The sequence below is a fragment of the Arthrobacter sp. TJ-236 genome, from assembly GCF_058269235.1.
Genome location: NZ_JBZCNI010000005.1, coordinates 81,291 through 101,545 on the forward strand (window position 1 = coordinate 81,291; position 20,255 = coordinate 101,545).

General features: G+C 71.2%; 14 protein-coding genes. 7 read left to right on the forward strand and 7 right to left on the reverse strand.

The annotated features are described in order from the left end of the window. Nucleotides 1-176 precede the first annotated feature (176 nt). The 5 genes from AC4D16_RS15750 to AC4D16_RS15770 all read left to right on the forward strand — a co-directional run bounded on the left by AC4D16_RS15750 (nucleotide 177) and on the right by AC4D16_RS15770 (nucleotide 9,219). Nucleotides 177-5,333 (forward strand): Lhr family helicase, encoded by a 5,157-nt coding sequence (locus tag AC4D16_RS15750; protein ID WP_490955657.1) that lies wholly within the window; start codon nucleotides 177-179, stop codon nucleotides 5,331-5,333. Beyond that, the gene (locus AC4D16_RS15755) at nucleotides 5,326-6,186 is read left to right on the forward strand and encodes a DNA-formamidopyrimidine glycosylase family protein (RefSeq protein ID WP_490950893.1); all 861 of its coding nucleotides are present in this window, start codon (nucleotides 5,326-5,328) and stop codon (nucleotides 6,184-6,186) included. Before AC4D16_RS15750 ends, AC4D16_RS15755 begins: the two co-directional genes overlap by 8 nt. Nucleotides 6,187-6,225: 39 nt before the next feature. After that, nucleotides 6,226-7,134, forward strand: a complete 909-nt coding sequence (locus AC4D16_RS15760) for an RluA family pseudouridine synthase (protein WP_490955668.1) — start codon at nucleotides 6,226-6,228, stop codon at nucleotides 7,132-7,134. 95 nt (nucleotides 7,135-7,229) lie between these two features. Then, nucleotides 7,230-7,865 carry a DedA family protein gene (locus AC4D16_RS15765; protein WP_490950894.1) on the forward strand — a complete coding sequence of 212 codons (636 nt, stop codon included), beginning with the start codon at nucleotides 7,230-7,232 and terminating at the stop codon, nucleotides 7,863-7,865. Next, nucleotides 7,828-9,219 (forward strand): TspO/MBR family protein, encoded by a 1,392-nt coding sequence (locus AC4D16_RS15770; protein WP_490955658.1) that lies wholly within the window; start codon nucleotides 7,828-7,830, stop codon nucleotides 9,217-9,219. Before AC4D16_RS15765 ends, AC4D16_RS15770 begins: the two co-directional genes overlap by 38 nt. A gap of 75 nt (nucleotides 9,220-9,294) precedes the next feature. Here the strand turns inward: AC4D16_RS15770 and AC4D16_RS15775 are convergent, their stop codons facing one another. The 5 genes from AC4D16_RS15775 to AC4D16_RS15795 all read right to left on the reverse strand — a co-directional run bounded on the left by AC4D16_RS15775 (nucleotide 9,295) and on the right by AC4D16_RS15795 (nucleotide 15,416). Continuing rightward, nucleotides 9,295-10,227 carry an NADP-dependent oxidoreductase gene (locus tag AC4D16_RS15775; RefSeq protein ID WP_490955659.1) on the reverse strand — a complete coding sequence of 311 codons (933 nt, stop codon included), beginning with the start codon at nucleotides 10,225-10,227 and terminating at the stop codon, nucleotides 9,295-9,297. Nucleotides 10,228-10,321: 94 nt separating this feature from the next. Then, nucleotides 10,322-11,032 (reverse strand): response regulator transcription factor, encoded by a 711-nt coding sequence (locus tag AC4D16_RS15780; RefSeq protein ID WP_490955660.1) that lies wholly within the window; start codon nucleotides 11,030-11,032, stop codon nucleotides 10,322-10,324. Next, nucleotides 11,029-12,507, reverse strand: coding sequence for a sensor histidine kinase (locus AC4D16_RS15785; protein WP_490955661.1), 1,479 nt, complete (start codon nucleotides 12,505-12,507; stop codon nucleotides 11,029-11,031). Before AC4D16_RS15785 ends, AC4D16_RS15780 begins: the two co-directional genes overlap by 4 nt. 84 nt (nucleotides 12,508-12,591) lie before the next feature. Then, a complete protein-coding gene (locus tag AC4D16_RS15790; RefSeq protein ID WP_490955662.1) occupies nucleotides 12,592-14,277 on the reverse strand; it encodes an ABC transporter transmembrane domain-containing protein in 1,686 nt (561 codons plus the stop codon). Continuing rightward, entirely contained in the window at nucleotides 14,274-15,416 is a 1,143-nt protein-coding gene (locus AC4D16_RS15795; protein ID WP_490955663.1) for a P-loop NTPase family protein, read from the reverse strand. Before AC4D16_RS15795 ends, AC4D16_RS15790 begins: the two co-directional genes overlap by 4 nt. 285 nt (nucleotides 15,417-15,701) lie before the next feature. Here AC4D16_RS15795 and AC4D16_RS15800 point away from each other — a divergent pair, with 285 nt between their 5' ends. Beyond that, nucleotides 15,702-16,883 (forward strand): ATP-grasp domain-containing protein, encoded by a 1,182-nt coding sequence (locus AC4D16_RS15800; protein ID WP_490955664.1) that lies wholly within the window; start codon nucleotides 15,702-15,704, stop codon nucleotides 16,881-16,883. A gap of 117 nt (nucleotides 16,884-17,000) precedes the next feature. Here the strand turns inward: AC4D16_RS15800 and AC4D16_RS15805 are convergent, their stop codons facing one another. After that, nucleotides 17,001-18,164 carry an acyl-CoA dehydrogenase family protein gene (locus AC4D16_RS15805; RefSeq protein ID WP_490955665.1) on the reverse strand — a complete coding sequence of 388 codons (1,164 nt, stop codon included), beginning with the start codon at nucleotides 18,162-18,164 and terminating at the stop codon, nucleotides 17,001-17,003. Nucleotides 18,165-18,205: 41 nt separating this feature from the next. Beyond that, the gene (locus tag AC4D16_RS15810; RefSeq protein ID WP_490955669.1) at nucleotides 18,206-18,991 is read right to left on the reverse strand and encodes a 3-hydroxyacyl-CoA dehydrogenase; all 786 of its coding nucleotides are present in this window, start codon (nucleotides 18,989-18,991) and stop codon (nucleotides 18,206-18,208) included. A 155-nt stretch (nucleotides 18,992-19,146) separates the two neighbouring features. Here AC4D16_RS15810 and AC4D16_RS15815 point away from each other — a divergent pair, with 155 nt between their 5' ends. Beyond that, a complete protein-coding gene (locus AC4D16_RS15815) occupies nucleotides 19,147-20,217 on the forward strand; it encodes a glycoside hydrolase family 76 protein (protein WP_490955666.1) in 1,071 nt (356 codons plus the stop codon). Nucleotides 20,218-20,255 lie beyond the last annotated feature (38 nt).

Sequence of the window (20,255 nt, forward strand, 5' to 3'; positions counted from 1 at the left end):
CTGCGGTCCTGTCCGCAACCTACTCCCCTTTCGCCCCTGCTCCCCCGCCAGCGCGTCGGTGCGCCGCCCGCCCGCTGTGAGTCCGCCGTGCACCTGCCGTCGGTGCGCCGCCATCGCGCCGTGGGTCCGCACGCCGGCCGGGCGGGAGTGTCAGCGGCCTGGGGCATGATGAACGGGTGACGACGCCGGTGCTGACGAGGTTCACCCCCGCAACCCATGAGTGGTTCGCGGGGGCCTTCGCGGAGCCCACTCCGGCCCAGGAGGGTGCATGGTCGGCGATCTCCGCGGGCTCGAACGCGCTCGTCGTCGCACCCACCGGATCCGGCAAGACCCTCGCGGCCTTCCTCTGGGCGCTCGACCGCCTGATCGCCTCCGGGGAGGGCAGCGGGGACATCGAGCCCGAGCTCGCCACGCGCGCCCCGGCGAAGGGCCGCAAGGCCGCACCGAAGCCGAAGCGGAGCACGCGGGTGCTGTACATCTCCCCGCTGAAGGCCCTCGGCGTCGACGTCGAGCGGAACCTCCGGGCACCGCTGATCGGCATCACGCAGACCGCGAAGCGCCTGGGCCTGCCCGCGCCGAGCATCACGGTGGGCGTCCGGTCCGGTGACACCCCGCAGGCCGAGCGCCGCGCCATGCTCACGCGGCCACCGGACATCCTGATCACCACGCCCGAATCCCTCTTCCTCATGCTCACCTCGAAGGCCCGCGAGACGCTGATGGAGGTGGACACCGTCATCATCGACGAGGTCCACGCCGTCGCCGGCACCAAGCGGGGCGCCCACCTCGCGGTGTCCCTGGCCCGGCTGGACGCCCTGCTGGAGAAGCCCGTGCAGCGCATCGGCCTGTCCGCCACGGTGGAGCCGAAGGAGACCGTGGCGCGCTTCCTCTCCGGGAACGCGCCGGTGGAGATCGTGGCGCCGCCGTCGAAGAAGCAGTGGGACCTCACGGTCACGGTGCCTGTGGAGGACATGACGGAGCTGGGCGGGACGGCGGGGAACGACGACGACGGCGAGGCCCAGCCGCAGGCGAGCATCTGGCCGCACGTCGAGGAGAAGATCGTCGACCTCATCGGCCAGAACCGCTCGACCATCGTGTTCGCCAACTCGCGGCGCCTCGCCGAGCGGCTGACCGCCCGGCTCAACGAGATCCACGCCGAGCGGCTCGAACGAGACGCCGTATGGGCCGCGGGAGGCGACCCCGCAGCCCTCGAGCGCACCAGCGCGCCGCCGTCGTTCGCTCATACCACGCAGACTCCCGCGCAGACGATGGCGCAGGCGGGGCAGACCACCGGTGCAGAGGCACTCCTCGCGCGTGCGCACCACGGGTCGGTGTCGAAGGACCAGCGCGCGCTCATCGAGGACGATCTCAAGTCCGGGCGGCTGCGGTGCGTCGTCGCGACCAGCTCCCTGGAACTCGGCATCGACATGGGCGCCGTGGACCTCGTGGTGCAGGTCGAATCGCCGCACTCGGTGGCCAGCGGACTGCAGCGCGTGGGCCGCGCGGGCCACCAGGTCGGTGAGGTCTCCCAGGGTGTGCTGTTCCCCAAGCACCGGGGCGATCTCGTGAACACGACGGTCACGGTGGAGCGCATGCTGGCCGGTCAGATCGAACCCCTCTACATCCCCACGAACCCGCTGGACATCCTCGCGCAGCAGACCGTCGCAGCAGCCGCGCTCGGCACCATCGACGTGGAGGAGTGGTTCGACGTCGTCCGCACCTCAGCGCCCTTCGCCACCTTGCCGCGCTCGGCCTTCGATGCGACCCTCGACCTCCTGGCCGGCCGCTACCCGTCCGACGAGTTCGCCGAATTGCGCCCCCGCATCATCTGGGACCGCGTGGAGGGCACCATCACGGGCAGGCCCGGCGCCCAGCGCCTCGCCGTCACGTCCGGCGGCACCATCCCGGACCGCGGATCGTTCGGGGTCTTCCTCGTCGGGTCCGAGGGCGAGGGCGCACGGGCAGGCGGCCGCCGCGTGGGTGAGCTCGACGAGGAGATGGTCTACGAGTCACGCGTGGGGGACATCTTCGCGCTCGGGGCCACGAGCTGGCGCATCGAGGAGATCACCCACGACCGCGTGCTCGTCTCCCCCGCGTTCGGTCAGCCGGGCAAGCTCCCGTTCTGGAAGGGGGACTCCCTCGGCAGGCCCGTGGAACTGGGCCGCGCACTCGGCGCCTTCAACCGCGAGATGTCCGGCAGCACCGTCGAGAAGGCGCAGGAGCGGTGCGCGCGGATCGGCCTCGACGCGTGGGCCGCCGGCAACCTCATCACCTACCTGACGGAACAGCGCGAGGCCACCGAGGTGGTCCCAAATGACAGGACGCTCGTGGTGGAGCGCTTCCACGACGAGCTCGGCGACTGGCGCGTGGTGCTCCACAGCCCCTTCGGGATGCCGGTGCACGCGCCGTGGGCGCTCGCGGTGGGCGCGCGGCTCGAGCAGCGCTACGGCATGGACGGCTCCGCCATGGCGTCGGACGACGGCATCGTCCTCCGTGTACCGCTGATGGACGACGAGCCGCCGGGCGCCGATCTGTTCCTCTTCGACGCCGAGGAGCTCGATGGGATCGTCACCACGGAGGTGGGCGGCTCGGCTCTCTTCGCGTCGCGCTTCCGCGAGTGCGCGGCCCGGGCGCTCCTGCTGCCGCGGCAGAACCCGAGCAAGCGCACGCCCCTGTGGCAGCAGCGGCAGCGCTCGGCGCAGCTGCTCGACGTCGCGAAGAAGTACCCCACCTTCCCGATCGTCCTCGAGACCGTCCGGGAGTGCCTGCAGGACGTCTACGACCTCCCGGCCCTGAAGGAGCTCGCGGCGTCCCTCGAACGGCGCGAATTGCGCATCGTCGAGGTGACCACGCAGCAGCCCTCGCCCTTCGCGCGCTCCATGCTGTTCGGCTACGTGGCCTCCTTCCTCTACGAGGGCGACTCCCCACTGGCAGAACGGCGTGCCGCCGCGCTCTCGCTCGATCCGACACTGCTCAACGAACTGCTCGGCCGGGCCGAGCTCCGTGAACTGCTCGACGCACGGGTCATCGCCGAGACGGAGCTCGAGCTGCAGCGGCTCAAACCCGACCGGCTGGCACGCGGACTGGAGGGTGTCGCGGACCTGCTGCGGCTGCTCGGACCGCTGACCGTGGAGGAGATCGCCGAGCGGCTCGAGGCACCGCCCGAGGAGAAGGGCGCGGCCGACACCGACGGCGGCGCTGAAACGGCCGATTCGCAGAGCGGCGCCCCCGTCCCGGCCGCCCGTGCGACGGTCAGCGGGCTCACCGCCACGACCGGGAACCCGGGGCGCGATCACGCCGCACAGGCGATCGCGGACCGCAGCGGTGACACCGGGCGAGCCGGTATCGACGAGGACAGCGACGACGGCGCGGACGAGGACGGCGATCTGCGGCCCGGGTCACAGGCCCCGGACGACGACGGCCCCACCGACGACGAGCTGATCGCGGAGGACGCCGCAGCCGCTCCCGCACCCGATCGGCGTCGCGCCTCCCCCGCCACCGTCCGCGCGCACGTCGCCGCCCTGGTCAAGACCAACCGCGCACTCACGGTGTCCATCGCCGGTATCGAGCGCATCTCCGCGGTCGAGGATGCCGCGCGGCTCCGCGACGCCCTCGGCGTCCCGCTGCCCATGGGCATCCCGCTCGCATTCATCGAGCCCGTGGCCGATCCGCTCGGGGACCTCGTGGGCCGCTACGCCCGCACGCACGGGCCCTTCACCGCGGCGGAGGCGGCCTCCCACCTCGGCCTCGGCGTCGCCGTCGTCACCGGTTCGCTGCAGCGCCTCGCCGGCGCGGGCCGCACGATCGAAGGCGAGTTCCGCCCTGCCGAATCCGTGCCCGTCCTCGACATCTCGGCCGCCTCCGGAGCTGCCCCGGGCACCATCACGGTGCACGCCCCGGCCTCCAGCGAGTGGTGCGACGTCGAGGTGCTCCGACGGCTCCGGCGTCGTTCCCTCGCCGCCCTGCGGCAGGAGGTCGAGCCCGTGGACCCGGCCGCCTACGGTCGGTTCCTCCCCGTCTGGCAGCACATCGGCTCGAACCTGCGCGGGCTCGACGGCGTGGTCACGGTCATCGACCAGCTCTCCGGCGTGCCGATCCCCGCTTCTGCGTGGGAACCGCTGATCCTCGCGCAACGCGTCGCCAACTACACCCCCGCCATGCTCGACGAGCTGACCGCGACGGGCGAGGTGCTGTGGTCCGGTGCCGGTTCGCTCGCGGGGAACGACGGCTGGATCGCCCTGCACCTGGCCGAGAACGCGTCCCTGACCCTGCGTCCGGACCCCGCATTCGAGCCCACGGCTCTCCACACCGCACTGCTGGAGCTGCTGGCGCCCGGCGGCGGGTACTTCCTGCGCCAGCTCACCAACCTGCTCGACGTGCAGGAGGTCACCTCCGACGCCGCCGTGGTCACGGCCCTCTGGGACCTCGTGTGGGCCGGCCGCATCAGCAACGACACGTTCACGCCGGTGCGCTCGCTCCTCTCCCACGGCAAGACCGCCCACAAGCAGCGGCCGGTCCCCGCGCGGGCGCGCACCTCGCGCACCGGTCGTCTGGGACGCGCACCGGGGAAGTCGCTCACGGGCGCGTCGATGCGCCTGGCGTCGGGCGGGGACGACACCGGCGCGTACCAGAGGCCCACGCCTCCCCTGGCGGCGGGGCGCTGGAACATGCTGCCGCAGGTGGAGCAGGAGACCACGCTCCACGCCCACGCGCAGGCGGAACTCCTCCTGGACCGCTACGGCGTGGTGACCCGCGGGGCCGTTGCCACCGAGGGCATCCCGGGCGGCTTCGGCCTGATGTACAAGGTGCTCGCCCGGCTCGAGGAGATGGGCCGCTGCCGGCGCGGCTACTTCATCGAACACCTCGGCGCCGCGCAGTTCGCCGTCCCCGCCACCGTGGACCGCCTGCGCTCCTTCAGCGCGGACACGCAGCTACCCACGTCGCAGGAGATCCTCGGCGGGGAGGCGGCTCCCCTGAAGGCCGTCGCGCTCGCCGCGACGGACCCGGCCAACCCGTACGGTGCCGCTCTCGCCTGGCCCCACGCCGACGGCGGGCATCGGGCCGGCCGGAAAGCTGGAGCCCTCGTGGTCCTCGTCGATGGGGAACTGGCCCTGTACGTGGAGCGCGGCGGGAAGACGCTGCTGACGTTCGCCGAGGACACCGGTGTGCTCCGTGCCGCCGCCCTCGCGCTCGTGACGGTGATCCGCCGCGGGGCCGCGGACAAGATGGCCCTCGAGAAGGTCAACGGCGGGGAGATCCTCGACACCGAGGTGGGCAGGGCCCTGGCCGATGCGGGCTTCTACACGACGCCGAGGGGGCTGAGGATCCGTGCCTGAGGGTGACACCGTCTGGCGCGCGGCCCGCGAGTTGCACAAGGCCCTCGCCGGCAAGGTCCTCACGCGCTGCGACATCAGGGTGCCGCGCTTCGCGACGGTCGACTTCACGGGCGACACCGTGCAGGAGGCCGTGGCGCGCGGCAAGCACCTGCTCATCCGGGGCGGCGGCGACGACGGCTGGGACATCCACTCGCACCTCAAGATGGAAGGCCTCTGGCATGTCTACCGCCACGGGGAGAAGTGGCGCCGCCCCGCGTTCAAGGCCCGCTGCATCCTCGAGACCGCGGATGCCGTCGTCGTCGGGTTCGAACTGGGCCTGCTCCGGGTCATCTCGCGGGCCGAGGAGGAGGACGCCGTGGGGTTCCTCGGGCCCGACCTGCTGGGGCCGGACTGGGATCCCGACGAGGCGCTGAGGAGGCTCCTCGAGCAGCCCGAGCGGCCCATCGGGCTGGCCCTGCTGGATCAGCGGAACCTCGCCGGAATCGGCAACGTCTACCGGTGCGAGCTGTGCTTCCTCGCCGGGGTGCACCCGCTCACGCCCACGGGCGAGGTACCCAACCTGCCCCGCATGGTGGAACTGTCCAAGAAGCTGCTCGAGGCCAACAAGGAGCGCAGCACGAGGGCCACCACGGGCCAGCTCCGCGGCAACACCCTGTGGGTGTACGGGCGGTCGCGCCGGGGATGCCTGCGCTGCGGGACGCCCGTGGCGCTCGAGCAGCTCGGCGACCGCGACACCGAACTCCGTGAGCTGTACTACTGCCCGCACTGCCAGCCCAGGGTGGAAGCCCCGGCGGCGAGCGCGGACGGGGATGCTCGCCCGAGTGGAAGCCCGGGACGTGCCGCACTACCCTGACGTGATGGACCCGGACCGGAGAGCTGCCGACGCATGGCGATGAAGTCCCCGCTCCCCGTGCGGGACGGCGTCAACGCGACCCGCCTCCGCCTGCCCGAGGAGGGGCCGTGGGCCACTGCCCTGGACTACATCCTCGACCGCTTCGACCACGTGGACCCCGAAGGCATCGGCGAGCGCTTCGACCGCGGCGAGGTGGTGGCCCTCGGCGGGGACGTGCTGACGCGCAGCACCCCGCTCGGCGAGCACACGTTCGTCTGGTACTACCGCGAGCTGCCCGTCGAGGAGCGGCTCCCCGTGGAACTCTCGATCCTGCACCGCGACGACCACCTGCTCGTCGTCGACAAGCCGCACTTCCTGCCCACCACCCCCGGCGGCATGTACGTGGCGGAGTCGGCGCTCGTGCGTTTACGGGTGCAGCTCGGCATCCCGGACCTGATCCCGATGCACCGCCTCGACCGCATGACCGCCGGCATCCTCATGTTCTCGATCGACCCCGCGACCCGCGGCGCCTATCAGTTGCTCTTCGAGAACCGCCGCATCAGCAAGGAGTACCGTGCGGTAGCGCCCGTGCGCCCGGAGTTGCACCTCGACGCCGAGCCCCTCGACGTGCGCAGCCGCATCGTGAAGTCCCGGACCTACCTGCTCGCGCAGGAGGTCGAGGGGCCGGCGAACACGCACACCACCATCTCTCTCCTCGAGGAGCGGAACGGTCTCGGCCTCTACCGGCTGCAGCCGCACACGGGGAAGACGCACCAGCTGAGACTCCACATGGCGTCGCAGGGCCTCGGGATCGTCAACGATCCGTTCTACCCCGTCCTCCACCCGCAGGCCCCGGACGACTACACGCGGCCCCTGCAGCTCCTGGCCCACAGCATCGCCTTCACGGATCCGGTGGACGGCTCGGAGCGCAATCTCACCTCGGGCCTGTCGCTGTCCTCGTACCCCTGACCACCTCCGTGCTCCTGGCGGCTCCTACCCCTGAGGCCTCCGTGCCCGTGACGTCCGGCCGTCCACACGGGCCGCGCGGACGGTAAGTTGGCAGGGTGGACCTGCCCGGCACGGACATCCCAGCACCCCTCTACCTCCTCTTCATGTTCGGCGTCGTGGTGCTGGACGCCGCGCTGCCGATCCTGCCCTCGGAACTCCTGGTCATCGGCGCGGGCACGGCGTCCGCGCACGGCACCCTCTTCCTCCCCCTCGCGATCGTCATCACGTTCGCCGGTAGCCTCACCGGCGACCTCGTGCTCTTCCTCCTCTTCCGGCGGCGCCTGACCCACGTGCTGGACCGCTTCCGCTGGGGCCGCGCCGTCCACCGCAACCTGCGGAAGGCCATCGACAAGGCAGGGAGTTCCCCCACGTACGCCGCCGTCGTCGCCGTGCGGTTCCTGCCGGGCGGGCGCACGGCGAGCGTGGCCGTGGCCGGGATCGCGGAGTTGCCCTTCCGGCCGTTCGCCCTCGCGGCGGCCGCGGGAGGTGCGCTCTGGACGGCGTGGCTCCTGGGCCTCGGGTACGTGGCCGGCGCCTCCACGGGCCTCCCGGCAGGGGTCAGCGCCCTGCTCGGAACGGCTGTCGGTACGCTGGTGGGAGCCATCACGGCGGCAGTCATCGCCGTGAGAAAACACCGGAAGGCCCGAAAAGCCCATGAGCACTCCGAAGAACCCGGCACCGAGGCTCCCTGACATACCGGCCGTTCCACCCTCCGTCGCCCAGCCGGCCACGGACACCGCGAGCGTCCTGGAGCGCCTCAAGGCCGCGCAGCCGCGCGTCGCCCAACCCTCCGGGGACGACGACGGCCGGGCCGCCGATCACGTGAACGCGCCATCAGCCGACACGGCGCCGGCACCGCGGAGTTCGGGCTCTGCACCCTCGACCGCTGCGTCGACGACGACCTCCCGGCGCGACGCCCGCGTGGACCGCGAGCGCCCGGCCGCGGGTGCGACGTCCGGCAGGCGCCTCGGAGCTGCGCCCTCCGGGGACGACACCTCGGCAGACACGGCAGGGCAGCGCCAGGCGGCGGCCGATGCCGCCGAGCGGCTCCGACTCGCGAGCGAGAAGGCGAAACTGGCCGGCGAGAAGGCGAAGATCGCGGCAGGCAGGGCGAAGGTCGCCGCCGGCTCCACGGGACGGGCGATCGGGCGTGGCAGCAGCGCCACCGTGCGGCACATCGGTTCGTGGAACCCCGACGTCGTCCGGCAATCGGTGGTCACGCTGTGCGCCATCGCGTGCATCGTGGGCTCGGCGGCGGGCGTCGGGGCGTTCGGCGGGCCGTCCATCAGGGACGCCGCGGGGGGGCTGTTCGCGCCGGACGCCACGTTGCTGGCGCCGTCGTCGTCGGCCTTCTCCATCTGGAGCGTGATCTACGTGGGCCTGATCGCGTACACGGTGTTCCAGTGGTTCCCCGCCCAGCGCGTGTCCGCGCGGCAGCGGCGCCTGGGCTGGACGGTCGCGGCGTCCATGCTCCTGAACCTCGCGTGGATCCTGAGCGCGCAGAGCAACCAGCTGATCCTGAGTCTCGTGGTGATCATGCTGCTCTTCTTCACGCTGCTGGTGGCGGTGCACACCATGAACGAGCACCACACCCAGACGCGCCTCGAGGGTGCTCTCGTGGACACGCCGATCGGGCTGTACCTCGGTTGGGTGCTCGTGGCGGCGTCGGCCAACGCAGCGGCGTTCCTGACGGCGACGGGCGTGGACTTCTTCGAGCTGGGCGGCGTCACGTGGGCGACCATCGGGATCGTGGCCGTGCTCATGACGGCGGCAATCATCTGCTCCACCGATCGCGGGCGGCTCTCCGTGGCCGCGGCGACGTCCTGGGGCCTGCTGTGGATCGCCGTCGAGCGGGTGCTGGGTCAGCCCTTCGCGCCCATGGTCGCGTTCGCCGCGGCCGTGGCCATCTTCCTGCTCCTCATCACGGCGGGCTCGCGCCGCCACCGTGTGGACCACGCCTACCGCCGCTGGGTGCGGGCACAGGAGGACGCCCGCCGTGAACCGCTGGACCTGCTCGGCGACGACTACGAGGACTCCCGCTTCTAGCGGGACAAGCACGGAAGGCCCCGACCCGTCTGGGTCGGGGCCTTCCGGCGTCCTGGGCAGGACGGGCGGGTCGCGTCAGCCCTGGTCGCCGACGGTCAGGGCGATCTTGCCGCGCACGTGGCCTTCCATACTGCTGCGGAAGGCGTCGGCGGCGCGCTCGAGGGGGAAGGTCTCGGCGAGAACGGGCTTCACCGCCCCGGCTTCCACGAGCTCGGTGAGGGCGAGGAGGTCCTCCGAGTTCGGCCGCACGAACACGTACCGGCCGCCCTTCTCCTTCACCTCGGCATCGGCGATGGAGGCGATGCGCGCGCTGTCCTTGAGCTGCTCGAGCGAGGCCACCCAGTCCTCGCCGCCCACGAAGTCGACCACGGCGTCGAGCCCCTCGGGCGCCACCTCCGCGAGACGGCCCGCGAGCCCCTCACCATAGGTAAGCGGCTCCGCTCCCAGAGAGCGCAGGAACTCGTGGTTCCTCTCCGACGACGTGGCGAGCACGCGCGCGCCCCATGCCTTCGCGATCTGGATGGCGTAGGTGCCCACGCCGCCCGCGCCGTTGTGGATCAGCACCGTGTCACCCTCGCCCGCGCCGACCGCGCGGAGCGACTGGTACGCGGTGAGCCCGACCAGCGGCATGGTGGCCGCCTCGGCCCACGAGACGTTGCGGGGCTTGCGCGCGAGCGTGCGGACGGGCGCGGCGACCTGCTCGGCGAACGTACCGAGGCCCACGGTATCCATGCGGACGTACCCGATCACCTCGTCACCGGCCTCGAACTCGGTGACGGACGGGCCCGGCTGCAGCACCACGCCGGCCACGTCCCAGCCCGGGATCACCGGGAAGTGCGTCGGGAGGGCGGCGTCGAGGTAGCCCGCGGTGATCTTCCAGTCCACGGGATTCACGGACGAGGCGCGGACCTCCACCAGCACGGAATCGGGGCCCACCTTCGGGTCCGGCTGCTCGCCGTAGGTCAGGACGTCGGGGTCACCGTACTGCTCGTAGAACACTGCCTTCATGGGGGTACTCCTCCTCGAGGGTGGTCCGGCGCCTGCCGGGTCGCTTCCTCCTGGCGGCAACCGCTCCCCGTTGGCCGCTATTCCGACCGGCCCGCTATGCCTGCCGGTAGGAGCTCTCGGTAGTCCCCGGGGTCCGTCGCGGAGCTGCCAGCCGGTACCCCAGGCCGCGTACGGTCTCAATCGTCGCCTCACCCAGTTTCCGCCTCAGGTACTGGACGTACACGCTCACGATGTTCGAGTCCGGATCGATGTCGTTCTCCCAGACCCTGTCGAGGATCTGGTCGCGGGTGAGCACCGCCCCCGGGTTCCGCATGAAGAGTTCGAGCAGCGTGTATTCACGGTTGGAGAGATCGACGGCGCCCTCCGCGGTGAAGGCCTGCCGGGACTGCGGGTCGAGGCGGATGCCGTTGTGCTCCAGCTGGACGTCGGCCTCGGTGGCCCGCCGGTCACGCAATCTCAGGTTGATGCGCGCGAGGAGTTCGGCGAACGCGAAGGGCTTGGTCAGATAATCGGCGGCGCCCGATTCGAGACCGGTCACGGTGTCCTGCAGGGACGTGCGGGCGGTGAGGATGATGACCGGCAGGGACACGCCTGCCGTCCGGAGGAGGCTCAGCACGCCGAACCCGTCGACCAGGGGCAGGCCGACGTCGAGGATCATCAGATCATGGCGGCCCTCGGATGCGAGGTGGAAAGCAGCGAAACCGTCGGTGACCACGTCGCAGGCGAACCCTGCGCGGACGAGTCCCTCGACCATGAACTCGTGCATCCGCTCCTCGTCCTCGGCGATGATGATGCGCTTGCTCACAGCGCCGCTCCTTTCCCGACCGACGACGGCGAGTCAGCGGTGAGCCCCACCCTCGACCGCGGGAGCTCCAGGATGAAGGTCGCCCCGCGCCCGGGGGGACTGACGACCCGCGCGCCGCCGCCGTGCCCCTTCGCGATGGCGGTCACGATCGACAGGCCGAGACCTGAGCCACCGTGCGAACGCCCGGCGCGAGCCCGGGCGAAGCGTTCGAAGATCCTGTCGGCGTCCGCGGGGTCCACACCCTTCCCCGTGTCCCGCACCCAGAGCTGAACAGGCCCGGTATCGGTCACCGAGACGCCGAACCCGATCTCGTCGCCGTCCTGGGTGAACTTCACGGCGTTCTCGGCCAACTGCAGCAGCGCCTGGGTGAGCCGTTGCTTGTCGGCCCGCAGCATCACGTCGACCCGACTGTCCACCAGCCACCGACGGCGCCCGAGAGGGCGTGCCTTGTCGGCGATCTCGTCGATGAAGCGATCCGCCTCGAACGTCGACTCCGCCATGAAGTCCGGACGAGCAGCGGCGGCGAGGAGGGTGATGTCGTCGACGAGGCGCCGCATGCGGTCCAGTTCGTCGACGAGCATGTCCACGGTCCGTCGGGCCCGGGCAGGATCATCGAGCTCCAGCAGCTCCAGGTGCCCGCGCAGGATGGCGATCGGGGTGCGCAGTTCATGGCTCGCGTCATCGAGGAAGCGACGCTGCGAGGCGAACGCGTTGTCGAGCCTGTCGACCATCCCGTTGAAGGTCTCGGCGAGCATCGAGATGTCGTCACTGCCACGGACCGGGAGCCTCTGGGAGAAGTCCGCGTCGCTGACGTTCGTGATCGCGTCGCGGAGCAGGCGCACCGGCCTGAGCAGCCGGCCTGAGAGCCACCAGAGGACCGCCGCGAGCAGGAGGAGCCCCAGCAGCGCCACGCCCGAGTAGGTGATCGCGGCCGCCACGGCTTCCTCCCGCTGCGCACCGATGTCGTTGATGATCAGGTACGTGCCACTCTGCTCCAGCCCCGCGATCTCGAACGGGACGGCGGCGTAGTGCACCTCCGATTCGTTGATCACCGCGGATCCGTCGCGGACGCCCTCGCCGGCGGAGACGCCGGACAGCTCGGCGAGGAATGCAGCGCTCGGCGGAGGATCGATCGTGGCTCCCGACACGGTGGCGAGGTCCGGACCCACCAGGCCGACGAAGGTCTCGAAGCGGCCGCCCACGTTGCCGCGTTCTGCCGCCTCGAACAACTCGACGAGCGTCGGGAAGTCGCGTGATGTCCACGGGGTACCCCTCGAGACCAGGAAGCTCGAGAACTCCTCCACCTCCTGATCGATGGCATTGCCCACGCGGACGTCGACGCGCTCGAGCTGGAGTGAGTAGGCGGTGATCGACGCAGCGAGGATCCCGAGCGCGGCAAGGCCGGTCACCCATCCGATGATGCGGGCACGCACGGATGTGATGGCTCGCGGTGAACCGGTAGTGCGTTCCGTCATTCGACCTCCGGGGCGGGGTGGGCGCAGCGACACGGCCCGTATGTAGCGGTTCTCACGATGGGGCCCATCCTTTAAGGCTAGTGCTCATGCACCGCTGCCGTCGGCACGGTCATGCGGACAGTCGACCGACCAACCCGAGACCGTCGCAGCGTCAGCCGGAAGTGCCGAACCGTCGGGTCGGCCGCGTGCGATGAGCACCACGCCGGGGTACTCCTCGATGAGGCTCCGGAGGATCTCCAGGCCTTCGTCGTCGAGCTCGGCATCGATGCGGTTGAGCACGAGCAGGGGTGGGTCGCCGAGCGCGGCACGGGCGAGGATCAATCGTGCGCGTTCCGAGACGGTGAGCGGCTCGCCGCCGCGCCTGAGCTGCGTGCGGCCGCCGCGCGGGAGCGCCTCGACCGACTGCGCAAGGCCCACCCTGCTGAGCGCCCGGTACCCGTCCTCGGTCTCTGCCTCCGGGTGGCGGTACCGGACCGAGCGTTCGATCGTGCCCCGTTCCAGGTACGAGCCGGACGCCGCGTAGCCGATGAGCCGCCGGCGCTCCTCGGGAGCCACCGCGGTCACGTCCTGACCGTCGACGAAGGCGAGGACGCGAGGGTCCGACCTCAGCCCGACGATCGCCCGGAGCACGTCGTCCGCCCGTGCGGGATCGCCCGTGGTCAGCGCGACCACGTCGCCGGGAGCGGCCAGGAGGGTGGGCGGGGCGCACTGGGAACAGGCGGGTGGGGCGACGAGGGACACCACGCCGTCGCCGGCGACCAGGGAACTGGCGATACGGGCCGCTCCGACCTCGGAGGTCCGTTCCTCCGGCTCCTCCGGCCTGTTGAAACTGGCCTTCCGGAGCGCAGGGACCAGGATCCGGCGTGCGGCCTTGTAGTTCTGCCGATACTCGACCACGCGGCCGAACTCGCTGACGGGAGCGGACATGAGCCCCACGATGGTCAGGGCGCCCGCGATCGTGGCCGTGTCGATGCCCTGCCAGAGCCCTGCGATGCCCACCGCCGCCACGGTGAGGGCTGCCGCGGCTGCGGCTGCCCCGCGGATGTAGCCGGCGATCCGCGACCTGTGGATGGACGCGTCGACCACCTGCTGACCGGCCTTGCCGATGCGTCGGAGTTCGCGCTTCTCGCCGCCGCCCGCCCGGATGACCGGAGCCGCTGCCACGGTGTCGGCGAGGAGGGACGCAAGGCGACCCCGCTTGCGCCGCACCACCTTCGCCCGGTCGAGCGCGGCACGGGAGAGGACGATCATCGCGGCCGCGAGGACGATGAGGGGCGCGACGGCGGCGAGTGCCAGCATAGGGCTGAGAAGGCCCAGTCCCACCGCGGCACCCAGGATCAGGGGAACGCCGACGGCGAGGGGTGCGATACCGAGCGCGATCCAGTTGCGGACACTCGTCAGGTCATTGGTTGCGCGGGCGATGGTGATGCCTGCCGCCGGGGCCTGCTCGTGTGTCAGCGCTGCGTCCACGAGCCCCACCCGGATTTCTTGGATATAGCTCTGCCCCAGACGTTCGGCAAGGACACGCTCGAAGGAGCGCAGCACGCCGATACCCACGGCCGCGGTCAGCAGCCCGGTACCCGCCAGGAGCGACGCCGTGAGGTCGGCTCCCGTGCCGAGCAGCATCGTCATGAACAGCGCGGTCACCCCGGCCAGTGCCGCCAGCAGGAGTCCCGTGCCGATGAGCAGTGCCATCACGCGGACTCGATCCCCGGCGAGGAGCTTCGGCATGTCGGCCGCCGCGCGAGGGTTGTCCTCGGCCGCCCTCATGACGCGAGGGTCGGCACGTCCTGCGCCGATGGGACGATGCTGAGCGCGACCTCGGGCGTGCACAGGTCGAAGGTGCTGATCACCGGGACGTCGAGTACGGCCGATGCCTCCTCTTTGGCGAGCGGGGACGCAGTGAGCAGACCGGACACGGCAGCAACCTGCACACCGCTCTCCCGAAGCACCTGGACCCCGGCCGTCGCGCCGAGCGCATCCGCCGCCGAGAACACCACCTGGTCCACGACCCCCTGGAAGACCGGATCGGCGAGGAGCCGTGCGGTCTCGCCCTGGTAGACGCCGTCGGCGATCTCGACGACCACGACGTCGGTGCCCTCGGTGCTCAGGCGCCCGATCAGGCTCGTGAGCAGCTCACGGACCTCCGCGTACTCGAGGCGGAACGTGGTGGGGTGGCCGAAGTCGGTGAAGTCGAGCACCTGACGCGCACCGGCGTCGGTGAAGAGGCGGGGATCGTTGCCCGAGCCCGTCCCGGTGGCCTTGCCCGCCGAGACGCGCAGGCCGGCGTTCGTCAGACCGTTCACCAGGCAGCCGAGCGTGGTCGACTTCCCCGAGTTCATCGAGGTCCCGAGGACCGCGACGACGGCGGGGCGGCTCAGGTCCGCCCTCACCGGTTGCACGGGAGCGGACGGGGCGAGGTCCTTCAGGTTGACGACGCCCTCCGTCGTGGCGAGGAGTCCGATCGGCTGGATGGTCGTAGCCTCCTTCATCCCGGCGTGCTGCTCGAGGACGCGACCGGCCACGCCGCCACCGGCAACGAGCTGGCACTCCTCGAGATCGGCGGGGACCTCGGCGAGGAACTGGTCCGGCGCGTAGCGGTTGCCGTAGGCCACGAGGATCTCGTCACCGACGAACATCACCTGGCGCCGTGACACGGGGCTCTCGAGCTTCAGGTGGGACCCGAGCTTCACCACACGGGCGAGGACGATGTCGCCCGGTCGCGGGGCGGCCTGCATCAGCAGGTAGCCGCTGGCATCCTTCTCCAGCGATGCGGCGAGGAAGCGGGTGGTGTAGGCCTTCTTGGCCAGCTGCAGGCGCTCGGCGTCGACCGGAACCATGCCGAGGGCCGGCGACGGCGTGCTGACGAGGGTGGCGGCGGGTGCGGTTCCTTCGATGATGATGCTCATGACGTTGAATCCAATCGGTGGGGTTCCTTCGGGATGTCTCCAGTGAAGAGCACCAATCGAAGAGCAACATGAGTCCGCCATGAGAGAGCTCTTATGGGACGTTCACCTGGCCTTCATGTGCGTCCGCGACGGTGGACCGCGGCCGCCACCGCGGTGGTGCCGCTCCCACTGTGTCGCTCGCGTGCGTAGGCGACCCGGCTGACTACTGTGGTTCAAGGGTCCGACGGGCGGTCCACGCGCCTGGCCGTCCGATGACTCTCCCCACCACGACCTTCGAGGTGTGACGTGCATCACCTGCCTGGTAACCCGGGCACCGCCGGAGCGGGGTCCGACGGACTGCGGCGGCGCGTCCTGATCGTGGCGACGGGGCGCGACCGGGGCGCGCTCGCCGCTGCACGGGCTTTCCAGCGCGAGGGCTGGTATGTCGGTGTGGGCACGCCCGAGGGCGGCGGCGCCCTCGGCTCGTCCAACGCCTGCGCCATCTCCTACACCGTGCCCCGTCCACGCACCGACGGCCTCGCCTTCGTGGAGGGTGTGCGGCGCGCCGCCACCTCCGGCCGGTTTGACGTCGTCTTCGGCGGTGGAGACGACTGGATGGCGGCCCTGGCCGCGTACCGGTCCCAGATCCCGGTCCCGGTGGCGCATCCGGAGTTCGAGGTCGTCGAGACGGTGCTCGACAAGGTCCGCCTCGCGCAGTACGCACAGAAGGCGGGCCTGGGCTCGCCCCACACGGAGCTCGCCACCGATGCTGCCCTCGCCGCATGGAACGGCCCTCTGGTGATCAAGTGCAAGGAACACTGGGGGACCAATCAGACCCACCCTGTCCGCATCGAGGCCAAGTTGTTCGCGACGGCCGAGGCCGCTCGTCCGCAGGTGGAGCGGATCCGGGCCGCCGGCGCCCAGCCCATCCTGCAGCAGCCCATCATCGGCACGCTGGGCGCGCTGATCGGCGTGTTCCACGAAGGACGCCTCCTCGGGAGGACCCAGCAGGTCTCGACCCGCCTGTGGCCCACTCCCAACGGCGCCTCGGCCCGGGCCGTCACGGTCCCGCTCGACGACGCGCTCGTCGCGAAGGCCGAAGCCCTGCTGGGCGACCTCGGCTGGCGCGGCCTGGTCGAACTCCAGTTCCTCACCGGTGACGGCGGCGTGCCGCACCTCATCGATTTCAACGGACGCTTCTTCGGCTCCCTCGCCCTCGCCGAGTCGGCTCGGCCGGGGCTCGTGCGGGCGTGGACTGATCTGGTGCTGGGCGGCGGGACCGAGCCCCTACCGGACGCGCGTCCGGGCGAGCGTTACTCGTGGCTCACGGGCGACCTCCGCCGCGCGCGGATCGAGCGGCGCGGTGGCCTCCTACGCGACTCGATCGACACGTTGCGGTGGTCCGCGGGAGCACACCACAGCATCTGGGATCCACGCGATCTCGGCCCGTCGGTGAGCCTGGCCCTCGGGCGGTTCCGGCGCCGGTGACAGGTCGCTGCGGCAAGGGAGTCACCACGCGTCCTGGGGCCTGGGACCCCGGAACGGGAGCCGAGGCCGATCGGACCATGAGAGGTGCTCTCATGTCCTCGTGGCACCTCGCGCCGATCAGGCGAACGCCGAGATGCCCGTGAGGGCCCGGCCGACGATCAGGCTGTTGATCTCGTAGGAGCCCTCGTAGGTGTAGACGGCCTCGGCGTCGGCGAAGATCTTCGCCATACCGTAGTCCGTGACGATACCGTTGCCGCCCAGGATCCCGCGCCCGAGGGCCACGGTCTCGCGCATCCGGGCCGTGGTGAAGGACTTCGCGAAGGCGGCCTGCGGCATGTCCGACACCCCCTGTTCCTGAAGCTGGGCGACGCGCGCCATCACGCCGAGGCACGCGGTGGTGTTCCCCATCATGGTGACCAGCTGGTCCTGGACGAGTTGGAAACCGGCGATCGGCCGCCCGAACTGGTGGCGCTCCACCGCGTACTGCCGGGCGACGTCGAACGCGGCGAGTTGCTGCCCCACGGCCTGCCAGCCCACGAGGATGCGGGAGCCGAGCAGGAGGTGGCGCGTGTCGTTGAACGTCTCGATGCCGGCGAAGCGGTCCGCTTCGGGGATGCGCACGTCGGTCAGCGTGATGTCGGCGTTCTGCACGGTGCGGAGCGCCGTCTTGTTCGCGATGGCGGTGCGGGTGACGCCGGCCAGTGTGGCGTCGAGGATGAAACCGCGCACCCCGCCCGTCTCGGCGTCCCGTGCCCAGAGCAGCATGTAGTCGCAGAACGTCCCGTTGCCGATCCACCGCTTGGCACCGTTGATCACCCAGGTGTCGCCGTCGCGCCTGGCCGTGGTGGCCATGCCACCGGCGACGTCGGAACCGTGCAGCGGTTCGGTGAGCGCGAAGGCGCCGGTGACCTTCAGGTCCATCGCGTCCTGCAGCAGGCGGTCCTTCTGGTTCTGGCTGCCGAACAGGTGCAGCGCCTCGACGAAGAGGTCGTGGTGGACCATGAAGAACGTGGCGATCGAGGTGTCCGCCCGCGTCAGCTCGGCGATCACGAGGCCGCTGAACAGGTGGCTGTACCCCTGCTGCACGGGCGTGCTGAGGCCCAGCGCGGCGAGCTTCGGCAGGATCTCGTGCGGGAACTCGGCGCGGTTCCACCATTCGACGGCGCGCGGCGTGACCTCCTTGGCAAGGAAGTCGCGGACGTCCTGGAGCTTCTCGCGCTCGTGCCCGGCGAGCAGGGTTTCGAAGCCGAGGAAATCGGCGGTGGGTAGCTGGCTCTCCATCGAGCCGTCCTTTCCGTTGAGACCGGGCGAACCTGGTGCGCCTACTTCGGCGCCATGCGGATGGCGCCGTCGAGGCGGATCGTCTCGCCGTTGAGCATCTGGTTCTCGACGATGTGCGCCACGAGTGCGGCGTACTCCACGGGCTTGCCGAGGCGGGAGGGGTGCGGCACCTGGGCGCCGAGGGAGTCCTGTGCCTCCTGTGGCAGACCCGCCATCATGGGGGTCTCGAAGATGCCGGGCGCGATGGTCACCACGCGGATGAGGGAGCGGGCGAGCTCGCGGGCGATCGGCAGCGTCATGGCTGCCACGCCGCCCTTCGACGCCGCGTACGCGGGCTGGCCGATCTGCCCGTCGAAGGCCGCCACGGACGCGGTGTTGATGATGACCCCGCGCTCGTCCGAGCCGCCGAGACCCGTGACGGTCGGGGTGGTGGCCATGGCTTGCGCGGTGAGCCGGATGACGTTGAACGTGCCGATGAGGTTCACGGTGATCACCCGCGAGAACTGCTCGAGCGGCAGGACGCCCTCGCGTCCCAGGACCTTGCCGGGCGTCGCGATGCCGGCGCAGTTGACCACGATGCGCAGCGGGCCGAGCTCCGCGGCGGCATCGACGGCGCGCTGCACCTGCTCCGCGTCGGCGACGTCCGCGGCCACAAAACGCACGCGTCCACCGGAGGGGTCGAGCTCCTTCGCGACGTCCGCTCCCGCAGAGCCCGGGAGGTCCACCAGGAGCACCGAGGCGCCGCCGTCGACCAGCCTGCGGGCGGTGGCGAGCCCGAGGCCCGACGCCCCGCCCGTCACGAGCGCAACCGCTCCCCCGATGTCCATGCCTGTTCCCTCCGCGGTGCTGAGCGTCATTGGTCCGTCCCCGCGGCCAGCGTACTGTGACGTGGCCCACTGCGCACCCGGCACCGCTCGCGCTGCGCACCCTGACCAGTGCTGACCCACCGCACTGGGCTGCGCGGCCTGACTAGGGTGGTCACATGCCCATTCCCGACGACGCCGCAGACGTGGCCGCTGCGAGCGTCCGGCAGGCGTTCCTCCGGCGGAGCCTCGCCGTTCCCCGGACGCGGCTCGGTGCCGTCGAGGTACCGGCGCCGGCCGCAGGCGGGCACTGGCACTACTGGTGGCAGGCCCATCTGCTCGACTGCCTGATCGACGCCGGTCTCCGCGATCCGGCGTCGGGTGCGCTCGCCGAGGCCCGACGGCTGGCCCGCGGCATCTGGCTCCGCAACGGCGCCCGCTGGCGGAACGCCTATTACGACGACATGGCCTGGCTCGCGCTCGCGCTGCAGCGGCTCGACGGCACGGCGACGACGCCAGCAGTGACGCGCGGCGGGACGTGGGCCGCCGCGGAGGACGGACGACGGCGGGATCGACGCCGCGTGCGCGTGCTCGGCGCGGCCCTCCGCTCGGCCGACACCAGTGACCTCGGCGGTGGCGTATGGTGGAATACCACGCGGGACTACAAGAACACGCCCAGCACGGCACCGGCCGCCCTGTTCTTCGCGCGGGCCGGGGAGACCGACCGCGCGCAGGGCCTGCTCGACTGGCTGCACGCGAGACTGTTCGACGCTTCCACGGGCCTCTACCTCGACGGCATCCGGGCCGACGGGTCCGTGGAACGCACGGTTCACACCTACAACCAGGGTACGGTGCTCGGCGCACTCGTGACCGTCGGCGGGCCGACCAACCTCGCGCGCGCGGCGCGGCTCATCGCGGCCGTCGAGCAGCACCTCGCCGACCGCCCCCTCGCCGATCACGGCGGACCTGGACCCCTGCCGCTCGCGTCCGCCGGGGACGCGGGCCTCTTCACCGGGATCCTCGTGCGTTACCTCTCGCTGGCTGCAGGGCATCCTGACCTCGCGCCCGACGTCGCCGCCACGGCTCGCCGGCTCGTCACAGCGACCGCCGAGCACGTGTGGAACGGCCGGCACCCCGGGGAGGCCGGGAACCTGGTGTTCCCACCTTCCGGTGACGGCCCCACGACGCTGTCCTCGCAAGTTCAGGCCTGGACCGTCCTGGAAGCCGAAAGGGCGTGCCGGCACCGGTGACCCGGTACTGACACGCCCTGACACGACGTCGGCGGCCT